Origin of the sequence: Micromonospora gifhornensis (genome assembly GCF_016863515.1) — a bacterium.
In the GTDB taxonomy this organism is placed as follows: domain Bacteria; phylum Actinomycetota; class Actinomycetes; order Mycobacteriales; family Micromonosporaceae; genus Micromonospora; species Micromonospora gifhornensis.
In genome coordinates, this window is record NZ_BOPA01000027.1 from 1 (window position 1) to 16,765 (window position 16,765).

15 protein-coding genes are annotated in these 16,765 nt (G+C 72.5%); 1 reads left to right on the forward strand and 14 read right to left on the reverse strand.

Annotated features, from left to right (window positions below; all coding sequences use genetic code 11):
* Positions 1–398 precede the first annotated feature (398 nt).
* Positions 399–746, reverse strand: coding sequence for a hypothetical protein (locus Vgi01_RS19425; protein ID WP_146017508.1), 348 nt, complete (start codon positions 744–746; stop codon positions 399–401).
* A gap of 334 nt (positions 747–1,080) precedes the next feature.
* On the opposite strand from Vgi01_RS19425, the gene Vgi01_RS19430 reads away from it, so the two are divergent.
* Complete coding sequence (locus tag Vgi01_RS19430; RefSeq protein ID WP_102657562.1) at positions 1,081–1,416, forward strand: hypothetical protein; 336 nt, start codon at positions 1,081–1,083, stop codon at positions 1,414–1,416.
* Positions 1,417–1,447: 31 nt separating this feature from the next.
* Here the strand turns inward: Vgi01_RS19430 and Vgi01_RS19435 are convergent, their stop codons facing one another.
* The 13 genes from Vgi01_RS19435 to Vgi01_RS19495 form a co-directional block, all read right to left on the reverse strand.
* Entirely contained in the window at positions 1,448–4,375 is a 2,928-nt protein-coding gene (locus tag Vgi01_RS19435; protein WP_239089062.1) for a helix-turn-helix transcriptional regulator, read from the reverse strand.
* A 120-nt stretch (positions 4,376–4,495) separates the two neighbouring features.
* Positions 4,496–5,107, reverse strand: coding sequence for a TetR/AcrR family transcriptional regulator (locus tag Vgi01_RS19440; RefSeq protein WP_102657560.1), 612 nt, complete (start codon positions 5,105–5,107; stop codon positions 4,496–4,498).
* A gap of 46 nt (positions 5,108–5,153) precedes the next feature.
* Positions 5,154–6,389 (reverse strand): acyl-CoA dehydrogenase family protein, encoded by a 1,236-nt coding sequence (locus Vgi01_RS19445; RefSeq protein WP_204291939.1) that lies wholly within the window; start codon positions 6,387–6,389, stop codon positions 5,154–5,156.
* A 1-nt stretch (position 6,390) separates the two neighbouring features.
* Positions 6,391–7,455 (reverse strand): phosphotransferase family protein, encoded by a 1,065-nt coding sequence (locus Vgi01_RS19450; protein ID WP_204291940.1) that lies wholly within the window; start codon positions 7,453–7,455, stop codon positions 6,391–6,393.
* Entirely contained in the window at positions 7,448–8,275 is an 828-nt protein-coding gene (locus Vgi01_RS19455; RefSeq protein ID WP_239089063.1) for an SDR family NAD(P)-dependent oxidoreductase, read from the reverse strand. The genes Vgi01_RS19450 and Vgi01_RS19455 overlap by 8 nt, the downstream gene beginning before the upstream one ends.
* Before the next feature lie 68 nt (positions 8,276–8,343).
* Positions 8,344–9,624: an ABC transporter substrate-binding protein gene (locus tag Vgi01_RS19460; RefSeq protein ID WP_102657558.1), complete on the reverse strand. Its 1,281-nt coding sequence runs from the start codon at positions 9,622–9,624 to the stop codon at positions 8,344–8,346.
* Between the two features lie 58 nt (positions 9,625–9,682).
* Entirely contained in the window at positions 9,683–10,789 is a 1,107-nt protein-coding gene (locus tag Vgi01_RS19465; RefSeq protein WP_102657557.1) for a branched-chain amino acid ABC transporter permease, read from the reverse strand.
* On the reverse strand, positions 10,786–11,664 hold the full coding sequence (locus Vgi01_RS19470) for a branched-chain amino acid ABC transporter permease (RefSeq protein ID WP_204291941.1): 879 nt from the start codon (positions 11,662–11,664) through the stop codon (positions 10,786–10,788). Before Vgi01_RS19470 ends, Vgi01_RS19465 begins: the two co-directional genes overlap by 4 nt.
* 17 nt (positions 11,665–11,681) lie before the next feature.
* Positions 11,682–12,401 carry an ABC transporter ATP-binding protein gene (locus Vgi01_RS19475; protein WP_102657555.1) on the reverse strand — a complete coding sequence of 240 codons (720 nt, stop codon included), beginning with the start codon at positions 12,399–12,401 and terminating at the stop codon, positions 11,682–11,684.
* On the reverse strand, positions 12,401–13,183 hold the full coding sequence (locus tag Vgi01_RS19480; protein ID WP_102657554.1) for an ABC transporter ATP-binding protein: 783 nt from the start codon (positions 13,181–13,183) through the stop codon (positions 12,401–12,403). The genes Vgi01_RS19475 and Vgi01_RS19480 overlap by 1 nt, the downstream gene beginning before the upstream one ends.
* A gap of 88 nt (positions 13,184–13,271) precedes the next feature.
* Positions 13,272–14,432 carry an acyl-CoA dehydrogenase family protein gene (locus Vgi01_RS19485; RefSeq protein WP_204291942.1) on the reverse strand — a complete coding sequence of 387 codons (1,161 nt, stop codon included), beginning with the start codon at positions 14,430–14,432 and terminating at the stop codon, positions 13,272–13,274.
* Positions 14,429–15,586 (reverse strand): acyl-CoA dehydrogenase family protein, encoded by a 1,158-nt coding sequence (locus tag Vgi01_RS19490; RefSeq protein ID WP_204291943.1) that lies wholly within the window; start codon positions 15,584–15,586, stop codon positions 14,429–14,431. The genes Vgi01_RS19485 and Vgi01_RS19490 overlap by 4 nt, the downstream gene beginning before the upstream one ends.
* A 117-nt stretch (positions 15,587–15,703) precedes the next feature.
* Positions 15,704–16,591: an alpha/beta hydrolase family protein gene (locus Vgi01_RS19495; protein WP_204291944.1), complete on the reverse strand. Its 888-nt coding sequence runs from the start codon at positions 16,589–16,591 to the stop codon at positions 15,704–15,706.
* Positions 16,592–16,765: the final 174 nt, after the last annotated feature.

Sequence of the window (16,765 nt, forward strand, 5' to 3'; positions counted from 1 at the left end):
AACTTGCCGATCGGCGGTGGTGCCGATACTGCCGAATCTCCGCTGCTAGGGCACCTAACATGAAAACAGCCAAGAGGATCCGGAGGAACGTTCCCAAGCCGAGGTTTCCCTCGCCGATCCGCGAAGCTCCACTCACACCCGCCCAAATCGCCACTGCCGCATACGCCAAGATCCAGAGCAGATGCCGACGCCGGGGACCGCTTTCTACCATCTCCACCTTTCTCCGTCGGGCCGCGTGTCAGGCTCTCGGGCACTTTTGCAGTTATCCCTGTATCGGCCACAACTCGGGACACTGTTACTACCGGCAAAACAGGTCTCGCCAGAGCTTTCCAGGCTGCTGGAACGGTCCACCGTCGTCCGTGGACCGTCCGGGGTCGGCCGCTTCGGTCGTCGCCCAGCTAGTCACCCACCTGCTCGGCACCCAGGCCATCCCGACCTCCCGCGCGTTCGAGCAGGTACCCCGCTCCACCGTCTCCGGAACGCGCTCGCTGTCGCAGATCATCCAGCCGGCCTTCCTCGTAGAGCAGCCGGTTCAGCCGCCTGCGCGCATGCACATCTTGTTGGCCAAGAGTCGCCAGTTCGACATGACGGCCGGCGCGCGCGAGCAGATCCATGTGCCACAGGTGCGCGTTATGGCGCTCGTGGTCGGTGCTGTAACACTCCGCGACAGCACTGACTACCGCGATTGCTCGATCCCAGTCGCCCCGTTCCTCGGCGGCGCGCACAGTCTCCGACCAGTGAGGCACGGACGTAAGCGTAGGTGACACTCGACCCTCAGCTTGGGAATCGTGTTGATCTACACGCTGGGTGACCACGACCGTCTCGGTCCAGCACGGGGCGTGCACACGCGACTGCAGACTGCGCTGCCGTTGACCCATCTTGCCCCCTACATCGGGCACGGACCAGCACGCGGCAGGCAATGGCCCGGCGTCCGTGAGGGTCGTTGTCAGGTCTCCGTTGTACGTAGGGTGCGGAAGTGACAATAGGCGAGCGGCTCGCGAGCAGTTGGACTGGTACTGGCGCAAGAACCTGCGGCCGTCGGCCGCATAGCTGCCACAGGCTTCGGGCGACAATGGTTACGTGCTCACCTACATCCGTTGGTACTGGTCCGATGATGACCGTTGGAACTACGACGAGCTGGATGCTGATCGGTGGGCGCTACGTCACGTTGAGTTGCGCGGGTCGGACGGGGTCTTCGTGGCGGCGGCGTCGCTCGCAGAGGTGCTCATCGCTCGTGACTCAGGGACCGTGGGCGCGGTATCTGAGTACGAACGGCGGTACGGGGTTGTGCCGGAGGCCCCGTTTCCTCCACCCGAGCCCGCGTTGAAGCCTGCTTTGGAAAGCCTGTCCTCCGGGGAGTTTGAGCGTCTGTGGCGGGATGCTCGTCGACACCTGGAACAGCGGACCGGCACCTGACTCATTCGTGCCGAACGAATGGGTCGCTGCCTCAGCCCAGGGCGCGGGCCAGTTCGGTGCGGGAGCGGATGCCGAGCCGGTGGTAGATGTTGCGCAGGTGGTGGTCGACGGTCCGGGTGGACAGGAACATCTGCGTGGCGACCTCCCGGTTGGTGGCGCCGGCGGCGACCAGTTGGGCGATGCGCAGCTGCTGCCCGGTGAGCAGCCGTACCGCCTGCCGGTCCGGCGTACCGACGGACTCTCCCGCCGCGCGTAGTTCCACCGTGGTCTGCCGCGCCCACACGTCAGCGCCGAGCAGGACGAAGGTCTGCCGGGCCCGGTGCAGGTGGTCGCGGGCGTCGCGGGGGCGGCGGGCTCGGCGTAGTTCCCGGCCGTAGAGCAGTTCGGTGCGGGCCCGTTCGAAGGTGGCGGCGTCGGCCGGGTGCAGGCACAACGCCCGGTCGAAGTGTTCCTCGGCTTCGGCGCTGCCGCGCGGGGCCAGCAGCGCGTGGCAGCGGGCCGACAGCGCCCGGCGCAGCGGGCTGGCGGTGCTGCCGGCCCAGCGGTCGAAGACGGCGAGCGCGGCGCGGGCCCGGGCGGGTCTGCTGTCGTGGGCGGCGGCTTCCACCAGGTGGGGTGTGGCCATCACCTGGACGAGCACCTGGCCGCGTCCGGTGCCGGGTCGGGTGCCGGGTCGGGCCAGCGTGGCCAGCCGGTCGGCCGCGTCGGCGTACCGGCCGTCGACCAGGTCCAGCACCCCGAGGGCCCACTGGGCGAGGGCGTACGGGCGGCTGCCGGGTGCGGCGGTGTCGCCCAGCTCGGCGACGTGGCCGAGGCAGGCGTCGTGGTCGGCCCGCACGGCCGACAGCACGGCGAGCAGACCCAGGTGTACGCCGGCAGTGGCGTGCTGTCCGGCGGCCCGGGCCACCCGCAGTCCTTCCTGGCAGCTTTTCGCTGCGGCGTCGTGCCTGCCCAGCCAGTATTCGCTCATCGCGCGCAGTTCGAGCGCCCTGGGCAGTAGTGACACTTCGCCTCGGTCGGTGGCCAGGTCGACGGCGTCCTCGGCGAGCCGGTACGCCGCAGCGTCGACCGCGACCAGCAGGCCGGCGGCGGCCGCACCGGTCAACGCGGTCGGGGTGACTGCGGCACCGCGCAGCCGGCCGCCGAGGGCCACCGCCCGGCGCAGCAGCGGGCCGCCGTGGGCGTGCTCGCCCCGCAGGGTGGCGGCGACCCCGGCGACCAGGGTGGTCAGCAGGTCCGCCCAGGGCGGATCCCCGTCGCGGCGGAGTGCCTGCACCCGGCGGGCCACCTCGCCGTAGCGGTAGTGGTCCCCGGAGAAGCAGACGGCCTCACCGGCGCGGACCAGGGCGACCAGTGCCGACTCGCGGTCGACGTCGGCCAGTGTGGTGGCGGCGGCCAGCAGGGTGGGCAGTGCGGTCGAGGCGCGACCGCAGCGCAGGTGCATCTCACCGCGCAGCAGTTCGGCCAGGCCGCCCGTGGCAGCGGTCACCGGCGAGGCGTCGGCGCTGCATCCGGTCGGCGTGGGTGCGGTCACCGGCGGGCCAGCGGCGCTGTGCACGGTCGGCGCGGGTGGGGTCACCGGCGGGCTAGCGGCGCTGCGGCCGGTCGGCGTGGGTGGGGCCTGGTGTGGCAGTGCGCCGGTCGCGTCGGCGACGTGGTGCAGAAGCGCGTGGGCCCGCTCGGGTTGTCCCGCCTGCCAGGCGTAGCGGGCCGCGGTGACCTGCCGCGCGGTGGCGAGCGCCGCGTCGTCGCTGAGTTCGGCGGCCCGGGCCAGCGCGGTCGCGGCCACCGACCGGTCCTGGTGCGCTGCCGCCGCGTCCTCCAGCTCGGCGGCCAGCGCCGGATCATCTCCGTCGGTTGCCGCGGCCCGGTGCAGGGCCCGACGCAGTCGCGAGCCGGTGCCGTCGAGGGCGGCGGCGAGCAGCAGGTGGGCGTCGCGGCGGGCGGTGACGGAGGCGGTCGCCTCGATCATGCTGCGGGCCAGCGGTCGGGGAAACTCGGCGCCACCGGGTGTGGTGATCCGGATCAGGCCGGCGGCCTCGGCGGGCACGAGTGCCTCGACGCCGCTGCCGGTCGCGCGCAGTGCGCGTCCCAGGGTGACCGGGTCCACGGCGGCGGCCCGGCCGGTCGGGGTGGCGAGGTCGGCTGCGGCGATCGCGGCCAGCAGCAGCGCGCCCTGGGTGTCGCGGGGCAGGCGGGCCAGCAGGGCGCGGTACGTCCGGCCGAGGGTGCCGTCGGTCGGCGGTGCGGCCGGCAGGGGTTCGGTGCCGCACCATTGGCCGGGGGTCAGCGTGTCGGCGAGGTCGACGAGTGCCTGTGGGTTTCCGGCGGCGAGGGTGGTCAGGGCGGCCAGCACCGGCTCGGGTGGTGGTGGGCCGGGGCGTCGGGCGGTCAGCAGGGCGAGGCTGTCGGAGGGGTCCAGGGGCAGTAGTCGGCGGCCGGGTATCGCCTGCGCTGCGGTGTCGTTGCCGGCGGTGAGCAGGAGCACGACCGGCAGTTGGGGCAGCCGTCGGGCCACGAAGGTCAGTACCCGCGCCGTCGGGGTGTCGCCTGCGTCGAGGTCGTCCATGGTGCAGAGCAGTGGGCCGTCGTGGGCGGCTTCGGCGAGCAGTCCGAGGACGGCGTGGGAGAGGATGAGCTGGTCGCGGTCGGGGCAGCCTTCGCCGGTCAGGGCGTCGCGCAGCACCTGCCGCTGCCGTTCGGGTAGCGCGTGTGCGCGGTCGAGCACGGGGTCGAGCAGCCGCTGCAGTCCGGCGTAGGGCAGCATCGCCTCGTCGGCCAGGCCGGCGGCGGCCAGCAGGCGGCGACCTGCACGGTGGCGGTGGGCGTACGCCAGCAGGGCGGTGCGCCCCGCGCCGGGCTCGCCGTGCAGCAGGAGCGCTCCTCCGGCCGGTGCGGCGAGCAGCGAGCGGATCTCCCGGCACTCCCCCTGCCGGCCCCGTAGCACTTCTATTTGCACTGCTGATGCACTAACCATGCATCGAGTCTCACCTATCGGACAGCGCTTGAGAAGAGGTAGAAGCGGAATTCTGCGGCAACTGCCCCAGGTCACCCGCCTCGCGGTACCGGCCGCGACCCGTCAGCGCTCGTCCACCTGAGCCAGCAGCGCGCCGACGGTACGGGCCATCACCGCCCGGGCGGCGTCCACGCCCAGCCCGAGGCCGTCGCGCAGGGTGGACCAGGCAGGCCAGGTGCTGGCCGCCACCACCGCGTTGACCACCTGGTCGCGTGCCGGCCCGGCGCGGTCGAGTTCCTCGGCGAACAACTGCTCGATCTCGTCGCGTACCCGGGCGATGTGCTTGAGCCGGTTGCGGCGCAGCTGTGCGGAGAACGGCTCGCGCATCTGCGCGGCCCGCGCCGACGGTGCGATCAGTTGCAGCAGCTTGGCCCGCTGCCGGCAGAAGGCGTCGACCCGCTTGGCGAGCGGCAGGGTGGGCGAGATCGGCCGCCAGGCGGCGTCCTGCTGGCGCAGCAGCTCCGCGCCGCTGGCCTCGAACAGGGTCTCCATGTCCTTGAAGTTGGTCCAGAGCGTACGCAGGGAGATGCCGGCCCGCTCGGCGATGCGCTCACCGGTCGGACGCAGGTCGCCCTCGGAGATGAGCGCGAGATGCGCCTCGACGATGGCCGCCCGGGTGCGCTCCGCCCGCGCAGTGCGCCCGTCGACCCGACCGGCGGTCTCGGCACCGACCATCCGCGCCCGTCTCCTCACCCTTGCTGCTCCCTCGTGCCAGCCGAGTCTAGACGCGTGCCGGTACGGCATCCGCGTCCCGATACCGGCGCAGCTCCCGGCGGGCCAGCGACTGGCGGTGCACCTCGTCGGGGCCGTCGGCGATGCGTACCGCGCGGGCACGGGCCCAGAGCCGGGCCAGCGGGGTGTCCTGGCTGACGCCGGCCGCGCCGTGGGCCTGCACCGCCCGGTCGATGATCCATTCGACCGCCTCAGGTACCGCGATCTTGATGGCCTGGATCTCGGTGTGTGCGGCCCGGTTGCCGACGGTGTCCATCAGCCAGGCGGTCTTGAGCACGAGCAGGCGGGCCTGCTCCAGGCGTACCCGGGCCTGCGCGATCCAGTCCCGCACCACGCCCTGCTCGGACAGGGGCGCACCGAAGGCGTGCCGCTGGCTGACCCGCCGGCACATCAGCTCGACGGCCCGTTCCGCCATGCCCAGCAGCCGCATGCAGTGGTGCACCCGGCCCGGACCGAGCCGGGCCTGTGAGATGGCGAAGCCGGAGCCCTCGGTGCCGATCAGGTTCGTCACCGGCACCCGTACGTCGACGAAGTCGATCTCGGCGTGGCCGCCGTGGTCGCCGTCGTCGTACCCGAAGGCGGTCATGCCTCGACGGACGGTGACGCCCGGGGTGTCGCGCGGGACGAGGATCTGGCTGTGCTGCTGGTGCCGAAGCGCCGACGGGTCGGTCCGGCCCATCACGATGAAGATCGCGCACCGTGGGTCCATCGCGCCGGTGACGAACCACTTGCGGCCGTTGACGACGTACGCATCGCCGTCGCGTTCGATCCGGGTGGCGATGTTCGTGGCGTCGGAGGAGGCGACCGCCGGCTCGGTCATCGCGAAGGCGGACCGGATCCGGGCGTCGAGCAGCGGGGTGAGCCATCGCTCGCGTTGCTGGGCCGAGCCGAACTGGGCGAGCAGCTCCATGTTGCCGGTGTCCGGTGCGGCGCAGTTGAGCGCCACCGGGGCCAGCCACGGGCAGTGGCCGGTGATCTCCGCCAGGGGCGCGTACTGGAGGTTGGTCAGGCCCGCGCCGTGTTCGCCGGGCAGGAAGAGATTCCACAGGCCGCGCCGACGCGCCTCGGCCTGGAGTTCGGCCACCACCGGCGGTGCCGTCCACGGTTCGTCGGCCGTCCGGGTCTGGGCTTCGAAGATCGGCTCGGCCGGATGGACGCACTCGGTCATGAACTCGTGCAGGCGCTCGCGCAGCCGTTCGGTGGTGTCGTCGTAGCGGAAGTCCACGTCATCGTCTCCCTAGGGTGCTCAGGCCCTCGGCGATCAGCGGCGGCACCCGCGCGCCGATCTGGTCGAATCCGTCACCGACGGTCTGGCCCTGCACGTAGCGGTAGTGCACGCCCTCCAGGATCACCGCGAGTTTGAAGGCGGCGAAGGCGAGATACCAGGGCAGTGCGTCGACCGACCGTCCGGTGCGTCGGGCGTACCGGGCGGCCAGTTCGTCGGTGTCGGGCTGTCCGGGTGCGGTCACCCGGCGGGCGTAGACCAGCGACAGGGCCAGGTCGGCCAGCGGGTCGCCGAGGGTGGACATCTCCCAGTCCAGTACGGCGCGTACGGTGCGGTCCTCGCCGAGCAGGACGTTGTCCAGCCGGAAGTCGCCGTGCAGCACCGCCGCCGACCGGGTCTCGGGTACGGCGGCGGCCAGCCGGTCGTGCAGTTCGCCGATGCCGGGCAGGTCCCGGCTGCGGGAGGCGTCGAGTTGGCGTTTCCAGCGGCGGACCTGCCGGGCGTTGAACCCGTCGGGGCGACCGAAGTCGGCCAGGCCGACCGAGGCCGGTTCGACCGTGTGCAGCACGGCGAGCAGGTCGATCAACCGGAACGCCAGGTCGCGTACCTGCGACGGGGACCAGCCGACAAGCTCCTCCGGTTCCCGGTGCACCCGGCCGGGCACCTGCCCCATCAGGTAGAACGGCACTCCGAGCACCGTCGGGTCGGCGCAGTGGTGGACCATCGGCGGCACCGGGACGGCGGTCGGCGCGAGGGCGTGCATCACCCGGTACTCCCGGCCCATGTCGTGGGCGGTGGCCAGGACGTGGCCCAGCGGCGGGCGGCGCAGCACCCACCGGGTCTGCCCGTCGGTCACCGCGTAGGTGAGGTTGGACCGCCCGCCGGTCAGCAGCGCGCCGTGCAGCGGCCCGGTGAGCAGCCCGGGCACCTGGCGATGCAGGTAGGTCGCCAGCCGGTCCAGGTCGAGTCCGGGCAGCGGCCCGCCGTCGTCCGAAGCGGCGTCGTCCGGTGTGGCGTCGTCCGAAGCGGCGTCGTCCGGCGTGGCGTGGTCTGCCGGGTCAGGCATCGCGGTGCTCCGTCTGCTGCTGGAGGCGGTTCATGCCGCGCAGCCAGCGGTCCGGGTCGGCGGCCCGGTGGGCGTACCAGTCGGCCACCTGCGGGTGTGGCAGCACCAGGAACCGGTCGTCGTCCAGCGCCTCCAGCATGCAGTCGGCCACCCGGTCGGTGGTGACGGCGGTGGCGTCCAGCAGGGCGCTGCTCATCGCGTCGCCCGCGGCCAGCATCGGGGTACGCACACCCTGCGGGCAGAGTGCCTGCACGACGATGCCCCGGTGGGCGTACGTGGCCCGCAGCCATTCGGCGAAGCTGAGCGCGGCGTGTTTGGTCACCGCGTACGGCGCGTTGCCGAGCATGGTCAGCAGGCCGGCGGCCGACGCGGTGACCAGCAGCCGCCCCCGCCCGGCGGCGAGCCAGTACGGCAGCAGTTCGCGGGCGGCGTAAACGTGGGACATCACGTTGACCCGCCAGGCCGTCTCCCACGCCGCGTCGTCGGCGTCGCCTGCGGGTGCCACGCCGGCGTTGGCGCAGTACAGGTCGACGCCGCCGAGGCGTCGGCGGGCGAAGTCCACAAGTTCGGCGACACCGGCCGGGTCGGCGGCGTCACCGGGACAGGCGTGGCCGCCGATCCGAGCGGCCACGGCCTGTGCCGCCTCGGCGTCGAGGTCGTTGACGACCACGCGGGCCCCGACGGCGGCGAACCGCTCGGCGAGGGCCGCACCGATGCCGGAGCCGGCACCGGTAACCACGACCGCCGCCCCCGGCAACCACCGTGCTCCTTCCGGCTGGCCGGCGGTCGAGCCGTCGGTGGCCGGGTCGGCTGTCGACATCGGACTCCCGTCTGCGGTCGGGCGTGGTCCGCACCCGTACGCAGGTGCGGACCACGCGGACGTGTTGCTCAGGCGTTCGGCACACCGTTGGCCGGTGGTGACACCGGCGGTGCGGTGTACTCGTTGACCGGTCCGTCGGCCTCGTCGGTCTCGTACGTCGGGCCGAAGTAGGTCTGCTTGCCCCCACTGACCCGGCTCAGCCGGCCCCCGCCGTAACCGGAGTGGTCGGTGGCGGAGAAGCGCAGCGGCGCCACGCCGGGCCCCTGGTAGCCGCCCTTGCGGACGGCCTCGACAAGTGACTCGCGGGTGAGATCCTTGCCGGCGGCCAGCAGCACCTGCACGAACAGGTAGCCCACGGCCATCCCGTAGACGGCGTTGCCGTCGAACTCCGCGCCGCCGTTGTGTTCGTTGTTCACCTTGGTGAACAGCTGGATCCACGGGTTGTCGGTGTCGCCCTGCATCGGCAGGTAGTTCAGCCCGACCATGCCCTCCAGCAGTCCGGCGGCGTCGCCGAGTTGCCGGGCCAGCGTCGGGTGGTCGGCGCCCACGTTCGACACCACCCACTGGGGGCGGAAGCCCAGCCGGGCGGCGGTGCCGACGGACAGGGCGGTGAAGCCGGGCACGGTGGCGAGGATGACGACCTCGCAGCCGGCGGCCTTGAACGCGCCGATCTGGGGGGCGACGTTGGTGTTGCTTGTCACGTACGTCTCGCGGGCCACCACCCCGTCGGTGCCGAGCACCTTCTCCACGCCGGCCAGGGCGTCCTGCCCGAAGTCGTCGTCCTGGCCGAGGAAACAGACCTTCCGGCCGGGCAGGGTGGTCTTCACGTGGTTGGCCAGGATCTTGCCTTCGACCGTGTAGTCCGGGTTGAAGCCGAAGGTGTTCGGGTAGCGGTCGGGCTGGTCCCAGTTGCGGCTGCCGGAGGCGACGAAGAGGTCCGGCACCCGGTTGGTGTGCAGGAAGTCCAGCACGCCGGTGTGGGTGGGGGTGCCGAGGCCGTTGAGGACGGCGAAGACCTTGTCCTGCAGGACGAGTTGGCGCACGACCTGCTGAGTGGTGGCCGGGTTGTAGCCGTCGTCCATGACCTTGTAGGTGATTTTGCGGCCGTGTACGCCGCCGTTGGCGTTGACGTAGTCGAAGTAGGCCTTCGTGGCCGGGGCGATCTTCGAGTAGCCGGCGGACGCCGGTCCGGTCAGCGGCATGTGGGTGCCGACGACGATCTCCGTGTCGGTGACCCCGGGAACCGGCTCCCCCGAGCCGGGGCCGTCGTCGGAGCCACACGCGGTGAGAGTGAGCAGCAAGGTGAGGGTGGTGGCGATCGCGAGACCGCGCCGTTCCGTGGTTCGCATGGGACACCGACCTTTCATCGGTCCGGTTGTGCGAGGCGGGTGGTGGGGGTGGGGCGGGTTACGAGCGCCCGGCCGGCCTGAGGGCGCGCAGCGCCCGGGTCAGTCGGGACAGCTGACCCTGCACACCGCCGGGGGCGGCGATCATGACCACGATCAACGTGGCCCCGAAGATCGCCAGCGGGAGGTTGCCCTCCAGCCGTTGCGCCGTCGCCGGTGAGAGGGTGAACAGGTTCGTCAGGGAGTGCGTCAGGTCGGGTAGGACGACCAGCAGGAAGGCGCCCCACACGGCGCCGGCGAGCCGGCCGAGACCGCCGATGACGACGGCCATGAGCAGGAACAGCGAAAGGTTCAGTCCGAACGCGCCGGGTGACACGCTCTGCGCGAGCACCGCCAGCAGGGCGCCGCCGAGGCCGGCGCCGGCCGCGCTGACCACGAAGGCGATGACCTGCGTACGGGCGACGTGGATGCCGGCGAGCCGGGCGGCGACCTCGTCGTCGCGTACCGCCCGGAACAACCGGCCGTAGCGGCTGCGGACCAGGTTGGCCAGCACCACCAGGCAGAGCAGGGTCGCCCCGGCGGCCATCCACAGTTGCCACCGCTCGTGCGGGAAGTAGAGACCCAGCCCTGCCGGTGCGGGTGCCACCGGCACCGGCAGGCCCTGCTCGCCGTTGAAGATGCCGTCGAAGGTGACTGTCAACGCCGGCACCACCACCGCCACCGCCAGGGTGAGCCCGGCCAGGTAGGGGCCGCGCAGCCGGGCGGCGGCGACGCCGACGACCAGACCCACCGTCACGGTGACCGCCACGGCGGCGACCAGCGACAGCAGCAGCACCGCACCGGAGGTGACGCCCCGGTCGAAGAAGGCGGTCTGGCACAGCGCGACGGTGTACGCGCCGGTGGCCATCAACGCCCCGTGCCCCAGGGAGAGTTGCCCGCAGAGCCCGGTGAGGATGGTCAGTCCGGCGGTGGCGCAGAGGTAGGCGGCCACCGTGGCGAGTTGGAAGTTGCGGTACGAGTCGAGCTGGTAGCTGACCAGCAGCACTACCAGCGCGACGGCGACGGCGACGGCGAGGTGGCGGAGCAGGGTCGGCACGGACCGGCCGGTACGGACGAGGTCGACGGCGCGCTGTCGGTAAGGCGGCGCGGGCGCCCGGGTGGCGCTCACACCCGCCTCGCGGTGACCGTGGCGAACAGTCCGCCGGGGCGCAGCAGCAGCACCGTCAGCAGCAGGGCGAGCACCGCGAGCGGGATGAGGTCGCCACCGGCGTACCCGCTGACGTAGGACAGCAGCAGGCCGACGCCGAGTCCGCCGACGACCGCGCCGGGTGGGCTGTCCAGCCCGCCGAGCACCGCGGCGGTGAACGCGGAGACGAAGACCATGTCCATCGCGTGGGGATGCAGGCCCAGTTCGGTGGGGATGACAAGCATCGCGGCCAGTGCGCCGACGCCCGAGGCCAGCGCCCAGCCGAGGGTGAGCATGCCGCCGACGTTCACGCCGAGCAGTCGGGACACCTCGGGTGCGAACGCCGCCGCCCGCATCCGGAGCCCGATCGCGGTCCGGGTGAAGATCCAGACCAGGGCCGCGCCGACCACGCCGACGGTGGCGAAGACGAACAGGTCGTACGGGGACAGCAGGGCGGTGTCGCCCACCGTCAGCGCGGTACGGCTCATCGGGGCCTGTGCGGGCAGGTACTCGTTGCCGTAGACCATGCCGAGGAGTGCCTGGATCAGCAGGACCAGCCCGAGCGCGACGATCACCGGGTTGAGTGGTGAGCGGTGGTCCACCAGTCGCATCACCGCGATGTCGACGATCGCGCCGAGCAGCAGTCCGGCGAGCAGTGCCGCGGCGAAGCCGAGCCAGTACGAGCCGGTCGCGGCGGTGACGCTGTAGGCGACGTACGCGGCGGCGACCGCCATCGCGCCCTGGGCGAAGTTGACGATCCGACCGGCTCGCCAGATGAGCACCAGGGCGAGGGCGAACGCGGCGTAGACCGCGCCCCTCGACAGTCCGTCGAGGGTGAGGAAGAGGAAGCGGTCCACGGTCCTCCTAGCGTTTGTCAGAATCCGAGGTAGGCGTGGCGCAGGTCGGTGTCGTCGCGCAGCCGCTCGGCCGGGGCGGCCAGGACGACCCGGCCGAGCGACATCACGATGCCCTGGTCGGCGACGGCCAGGGCGCTGCGTACGTTCTGCTCGACAAGCAGCACGGTCAGCCCGGTGTCGTCGCGCAGCCGGCGCAGCAGCGCCATGGTCTGGGCCACCACGCGGGGTGCCAGGCCGAGCGACGGTTCGTCCAGTAACAGCAGGCGGGGGCGGGCGACAAGGGCCCGGCCGAGGGCAAGCATCTGCCGTTCGCCACCGGAGAGCTGGTGGCCGAGGTGCCGTCGTCGCCGCGCGAGCGGTTCGAACAGCTGGTAGACCTCGTCGAGGGCGCGTGCGGCGTCGCGGCGGTCGCGGCGCCACAGCGCGCCGAGGCGCAGGTTCTCCGCCACGGTGAGTTCGCCGATGACGCCGCGGCCTTCCGGTACGTGTGCCACGCCGCGCCGGACGAGTTGCTCGACCGGGGTGCCCCGCAGGTCCTGTCCGTCGAACATGATCCGGCCGGCGCTCGGGCGCAGCATGCCCGACAGGGTGCGCAGCAGGGTCGTCTTGCCGGCGCCGTTGGCACCGATGACTGCGGTGATGGTGCCGGTGGGCACCCGCAGGTCGACGCCGTGCAGCACCGGCACCGGCCCGTAGCCGGAGGCCAGGGCTTCGGCGGTGAGCAGGTCGGCGGTCATCAGGCGGCCTCGTCGACGGTCGCGCCGAGGTAGGCGTCGACCACGGCCGGGTCCTCGCGGACCGCCTCGGGTGGCCCGGCGGCGACGACCCGTCCGAAGTCGAGCACCACGATCCGGTCGCAGACCGCCATGACCAGGTCCATGTGGTGTTCCACGAGCAGCACGGCGCAGGGGTCGGTCCCCCGGTGCGGCAGCGTCCGGATCAGCTCGGCGAGGTTGTCCACGTCGTCGGCGCCGAGTCCGCCGGCCGGCTCGTCGAGCAGCAGCAGGCGGGGGCGGGCGGCCAGCGCGCGGGCGAGGGCGACCCGTTGGCGTACGGCGAACGGGAGGGTGTCCGGCGCGGCGTCGGCGTGCTGTGCGATGCCCAGTTCGTCGAGAACGGTGCGGGCGTGCTCGCGCAGCCGGCGCTCGTCGCGGTCGCTGCGGGGCAGTCCGAGCAGTGCCGGCAGCAGGCTGGCGCGGGCGGTGTGGGTGGCCCCGGTCATCACGTTCTCCAGCACGGTGAGCCCGGCGAACAGGCCGGTGCCCTGCAGGGTGCGGGCGATGCCCAGTCGGGTGAGCCGGTGCGGTCGGGGCCGCAGTGGCCGGCCGTCGAGGGTCAGCGTGCCGGTGTGCGCGGCGACGAAGCCGCACACGACGTTGAACAGGGTGGTCTTGCCGGCGCCGTTGGGGCCGATCACCCCGACCACCTCACCCGGACCGACCTGAAGGGAGACGTCGTCGAGGGCGGTGAGGCCGCCGAAGCGGACGCCGACCTGGTGCAGTGCGAGACCGTCCGTCATCAACCCTGCCCCTCGCCGTGCGGCCAAACTTATTACACTGGGAGTGTACGTTTCTCGCGTGTTTCGTCAACACCTTCGATGCCGGTCCTCAACGGACGGCAGCGCCGGGTGGGGCGGTGGCCGTGACCGGTGGGGGCAAATCGACCAGCCGGGCCAGGGCGGCCCGGTGCCGATCGGCGGTGCCGAAGGCGATCGCGGCGCTCTTGGCGCGCTTGAGGTAGAGATGCGCCGGGTGCTCCCAGGTGAAGCCGATCCCGCCGTGCAACTGGACGCAGACCTCCGCCGCCCGCACCGCCACCGGCCCGCAGTACGCCTGGGCCAACGCGGCCGCCAGCGCCGCCTCGGGACCGCCCGCGCCGAGCCGGTCGGCGGCGTAGCGGGCCACCGCCCGGGCCTCGGTCAGTTCCACCCACACGTCGGCCAACCGGTGCTTGACCGCCTGGAACGAGCCGACCGGACGGCCGAACTGGTGACGCTGGCGCACGTAGGCCACCGTCGTGTCCAGACACCACTGGGCCAGCCCGACCTGTTCGGAGGCGAGCAGCGCCGCGCCGGCGGTCAGCGCCGCCGTCACCGCGTCGGCAGCGGCAGCGCCGGTGGCGATCGGGCGGGCCGCCGCAGCGGTGAACTCGATGTCGACGAGCGGTCGGGTCGCGTCCAGCGACACCACGGCGGACATCCGCACCGCCGGTTCGGCGGCGTCGATGACGTAGAGCGCGTCGCCGGCCGGAACCAGCAGCAGGCCGTGCGGCACGGCGTCGGCCACACCGCTCACCCGACCGGTGAGCGTCGGTCCGGGACCGACCGTGACCGGGGCGGGGCGGGCCTCTGGCCCGGTGGCGAAGTCGGCTGCGGTGGCGAGGTCGGGTGCGGTGGCGAAGCCGATCGCCATCGTCACGTCGCATTCACCGGCGGCCAGCCGGCGCAGCAGGGTGTGCTCGGCACAGGCCAGCAACGCCCGGGTCGCCACGGCGGCACCCAGGAAGGGCACCGGCGCGACCGCCCGACCCAGCTCCTCCAGCACCACCGCGACCTCACGGAAGCCGGCCGCGGCGCCACCGTGCTCGGCGGGCACGGCCAGCCCGGTCACGCCGAGCTGGTCGACAAGTCGACGCCACAGTGTCGCGTCGTACGGATCGTCGCCGTCGACGGCAGCGAGCGTGCGTTGCCACGGGGCGTGCGTGGCCAGCAACGTGCGTACGGTGTCGCGCAGCGCCTCTTCGTCGGCGTCGTAGAGCAGGTCGCTCATCGGTCCACCCGGGGTTCGGTGGGCAGCCCGAGCACCCGCTCGGCGATGATGCTGCGCAGGATCTCCGAGGTCCCGCCCTCGATGGAGTTGCCCCGGGCGCGCAGGTAGCGGTAGGTGGCGGTGCGGCCGAGCAGGTCGGGTTCGGTCGGGCGACGCATCGTCCAGTCGTCGTGGCGCAGCCCTTCGGAGCCGCGCAGCTCCACTTCCAGTCCGCTGATCCGCTGGCTCAGTTCGGCGAAGGAGAGCTTCACCGCCGAGCCTTCGGGGCCGGGCTCGCCGGCGGCGATCAGCTGCCGCAGCCGCAGCGCGGCCAGCCGGGCGGCTTCGGCCCCCACCCAGGCGCGCAGGACCTCGTCGTGCAGCCCGGCGGTGCGCAGCTCCGGGCGTTCCCGCCACAGTCGCGCCAGCACGCCCACCATGCCGCCCTCGCGTGGCAGCGGCCGGCCGCCGATGGCGACGCGTTCGTTCATCAGCGTCGTACGGGCGATCTGCCAGCCCTGCCCGACCGCGCCGATGCGGTGGGCGTCGGGCACCCGGACACCGGTGAGGAAGACCTCGTTGAACTCCGCTTCGCCGGTGGCCTGCCGCAGCGGGCGCACCTGCACTCCCGGCGCGGTCATGTCGCAGACGAAGTAGGTGATGCCGTGGTGCTTCGGCGCGGCCGGATCGGTCCGGGCCAGCAGGATCGCCCAGCGCGCCTCGTGGGCCAGCGACGTCCACACCTTCTGGCCGTCGATGACCCAGTCGTCGCCGTCGGGCACCGCCCGGGTACGCAGGCTCGCCAGGTCGGAGCCGGCGTCGGGTTCGCTGAACAGCTGGCACCACACCTCTTCGCCGGTCCACAGCGGTCGCAGCCAGCGTCGGCACTGGGCGTCGCTGGCGTGCCGCAGCAGGGTGGGCGCGGCCATGCCGAGACCGATGCTGTTGCGCCGGGGCTGGTTGTCCGGTGCGCCGGCTGCGGCGAAGGCGTCGTCGACGACCGCCTGCAGCTGCGGCGGCGCGCCCAGGCCGCCGCGCCCGGGTGGGTGCTGCACCCAGGCCAGCCCGGCGTCGAAGCGGGCGCGCAGGAAACCGAGGCGGTCACCGTTCGGGTCGTGCGTGTCGAGGAACGCGGCGACCAGCGCGCGCAGCCCGTCGGCCGTGTGGTCGGACACCCACCACCTCCAGAATTATTGCACTGTCGATGCAATATACGGCCGCCGGTCCTCGGGACGGAAGACCGGCGGCCGAACGATCCGGGGCAGCCGCGTCGCGGCCGCCCCGGCAGGACGTCAGTGCGGGCAGGTGTTGCGGTACTCCTCCACCGCCGAGCCGCTCGGGCCCGGGCAGAGGAACTGGTCGTAGCGGGTGTCGTCGTCGACGAACCGCTTCAGCCAGGCCACCATCTGCTTCGCGGTGGGGGTGTTGACCGTGTTCGGGAAGAAGTGGCCCTCGTTGTTGAGTTCCAGGTACGCCTTCTCCGCCGAGGCCGGGATGCTGTTGTAGAACGGCTCGGAGTGCGTGGCGACCGAGGCGACGGAGTCGCTCTCACCGCCGATGATCAGCGTGGGCACCCGCAGGTTCGACCAGTTCTTGGTCAGGTTCCACGGCGCCAGCGGCACGGCGGCCTGCAACGACGGCCGGCTCGCGGCGGCCTCCAGGCTGCCGCCGCCGCCCATCGAGTGACCGGCCACGGCGAGCCGGCTGGAGTCGATGCGGCTGCGCACCGAGCTGCGCTCGGTCAGGTAGTCCAGCGCGGCCAGCAGTTGCCGACCCCGGCTGCTCGGCTGGTCAAGCCGGGTGATGGTGTCGATGCCGATCACCACGAAGCCGTGCGAGGCGATCCGCGGACCCAGCCAGTCCAGACTCGACCAGGAGGCGGTGTAGCCGGGCGAGATGGCCACCGCGCCGAAGGTGCCCGCCGTGGTGGTGGTCGGGTAGTAGATGACGCCGCCGCCGAAGCCGCTGACCAGCGAGGAGACGTTCGTCGACGAGGTCGCGAAGGGGCCACGGCTGGCCTCCAGGATCGCGTTGGTCGGCGCCGGTCCCCGCTCGTACGGGTTGGCGGCCTGGGCGGCGGACGAGGTGGCGACGACGCCACCGGCGGCCAGGACGGCGGTCATCGCCAGCCGGGCCAGCAGGGTGAGGGAACGGGGACGGGTGGTGGTGGTTGATCGCACGTCGGGTACTCCCTTGGGTTGGAGCTGTATCGACTGCGATCAGTGTTTGGGGCGGCCCGCCGACACCGCATCGGCGAAATCACCAGTCACCCGCTCGCCCGGCCCCGGAGCAGCCGGCCGCGCCCGCCTCGCGTGGTATGCGCCTCTGCGCCCGATTCCCGCCCAGTTCTGCGC

Coding starts and splice junctions, on each gene's coding strand:
- Vgi01_RS19450 (WP_204291940.1), bottom strand. CDS start 7,455: ATGCCTGACCCGGCAGACCACGCCACGCCGGACGACGCCGCTTCGGAC.
- Vgi01_RS19485 (WP_204291942.1), bottom strand. CDS start 14,432: ATGAGCGACCTGCTCTACGACGCCGACGAAGAGGCGCTGCGCGACACC.
- Vgi01_RS19475 (WP_102657555.1), bottom strand. CDS start 12,401: ATGACCGCCGACCTGCTCACCGCCGAAGCCCTGGCCTCCGGCTACGGG.
- Vgi01_RS19460 (WP_102657558.1), bottom strand. CDS start 9,624: ATGCGAACCACGGAACGGCGCGGTCTCGCGATCGCCACCACCCTCACC.
- Vgi01_RS19455 (WP_239089063.1), bottom strand. CDS start 8,275: ATGTCGACAGCCGACCCGGCCACCGACGGCTCGACCGCCGGCCAGCCG.
- Vgi01_RS19480 (WP_102657554.1), bottom strand. CDS start 13,183: ATGACGGACGGTCTCGCACTGCACCAGGTCGGCGTCCGCTTCGGCGGC.
- Vgi01_RS19440 (WP_102657560.1), bottom strand. CDS start 5,107: ATGGTCGGTGCCGAGACCGCCGGTCGGGTCGACGGGCGCACTGCGCGG.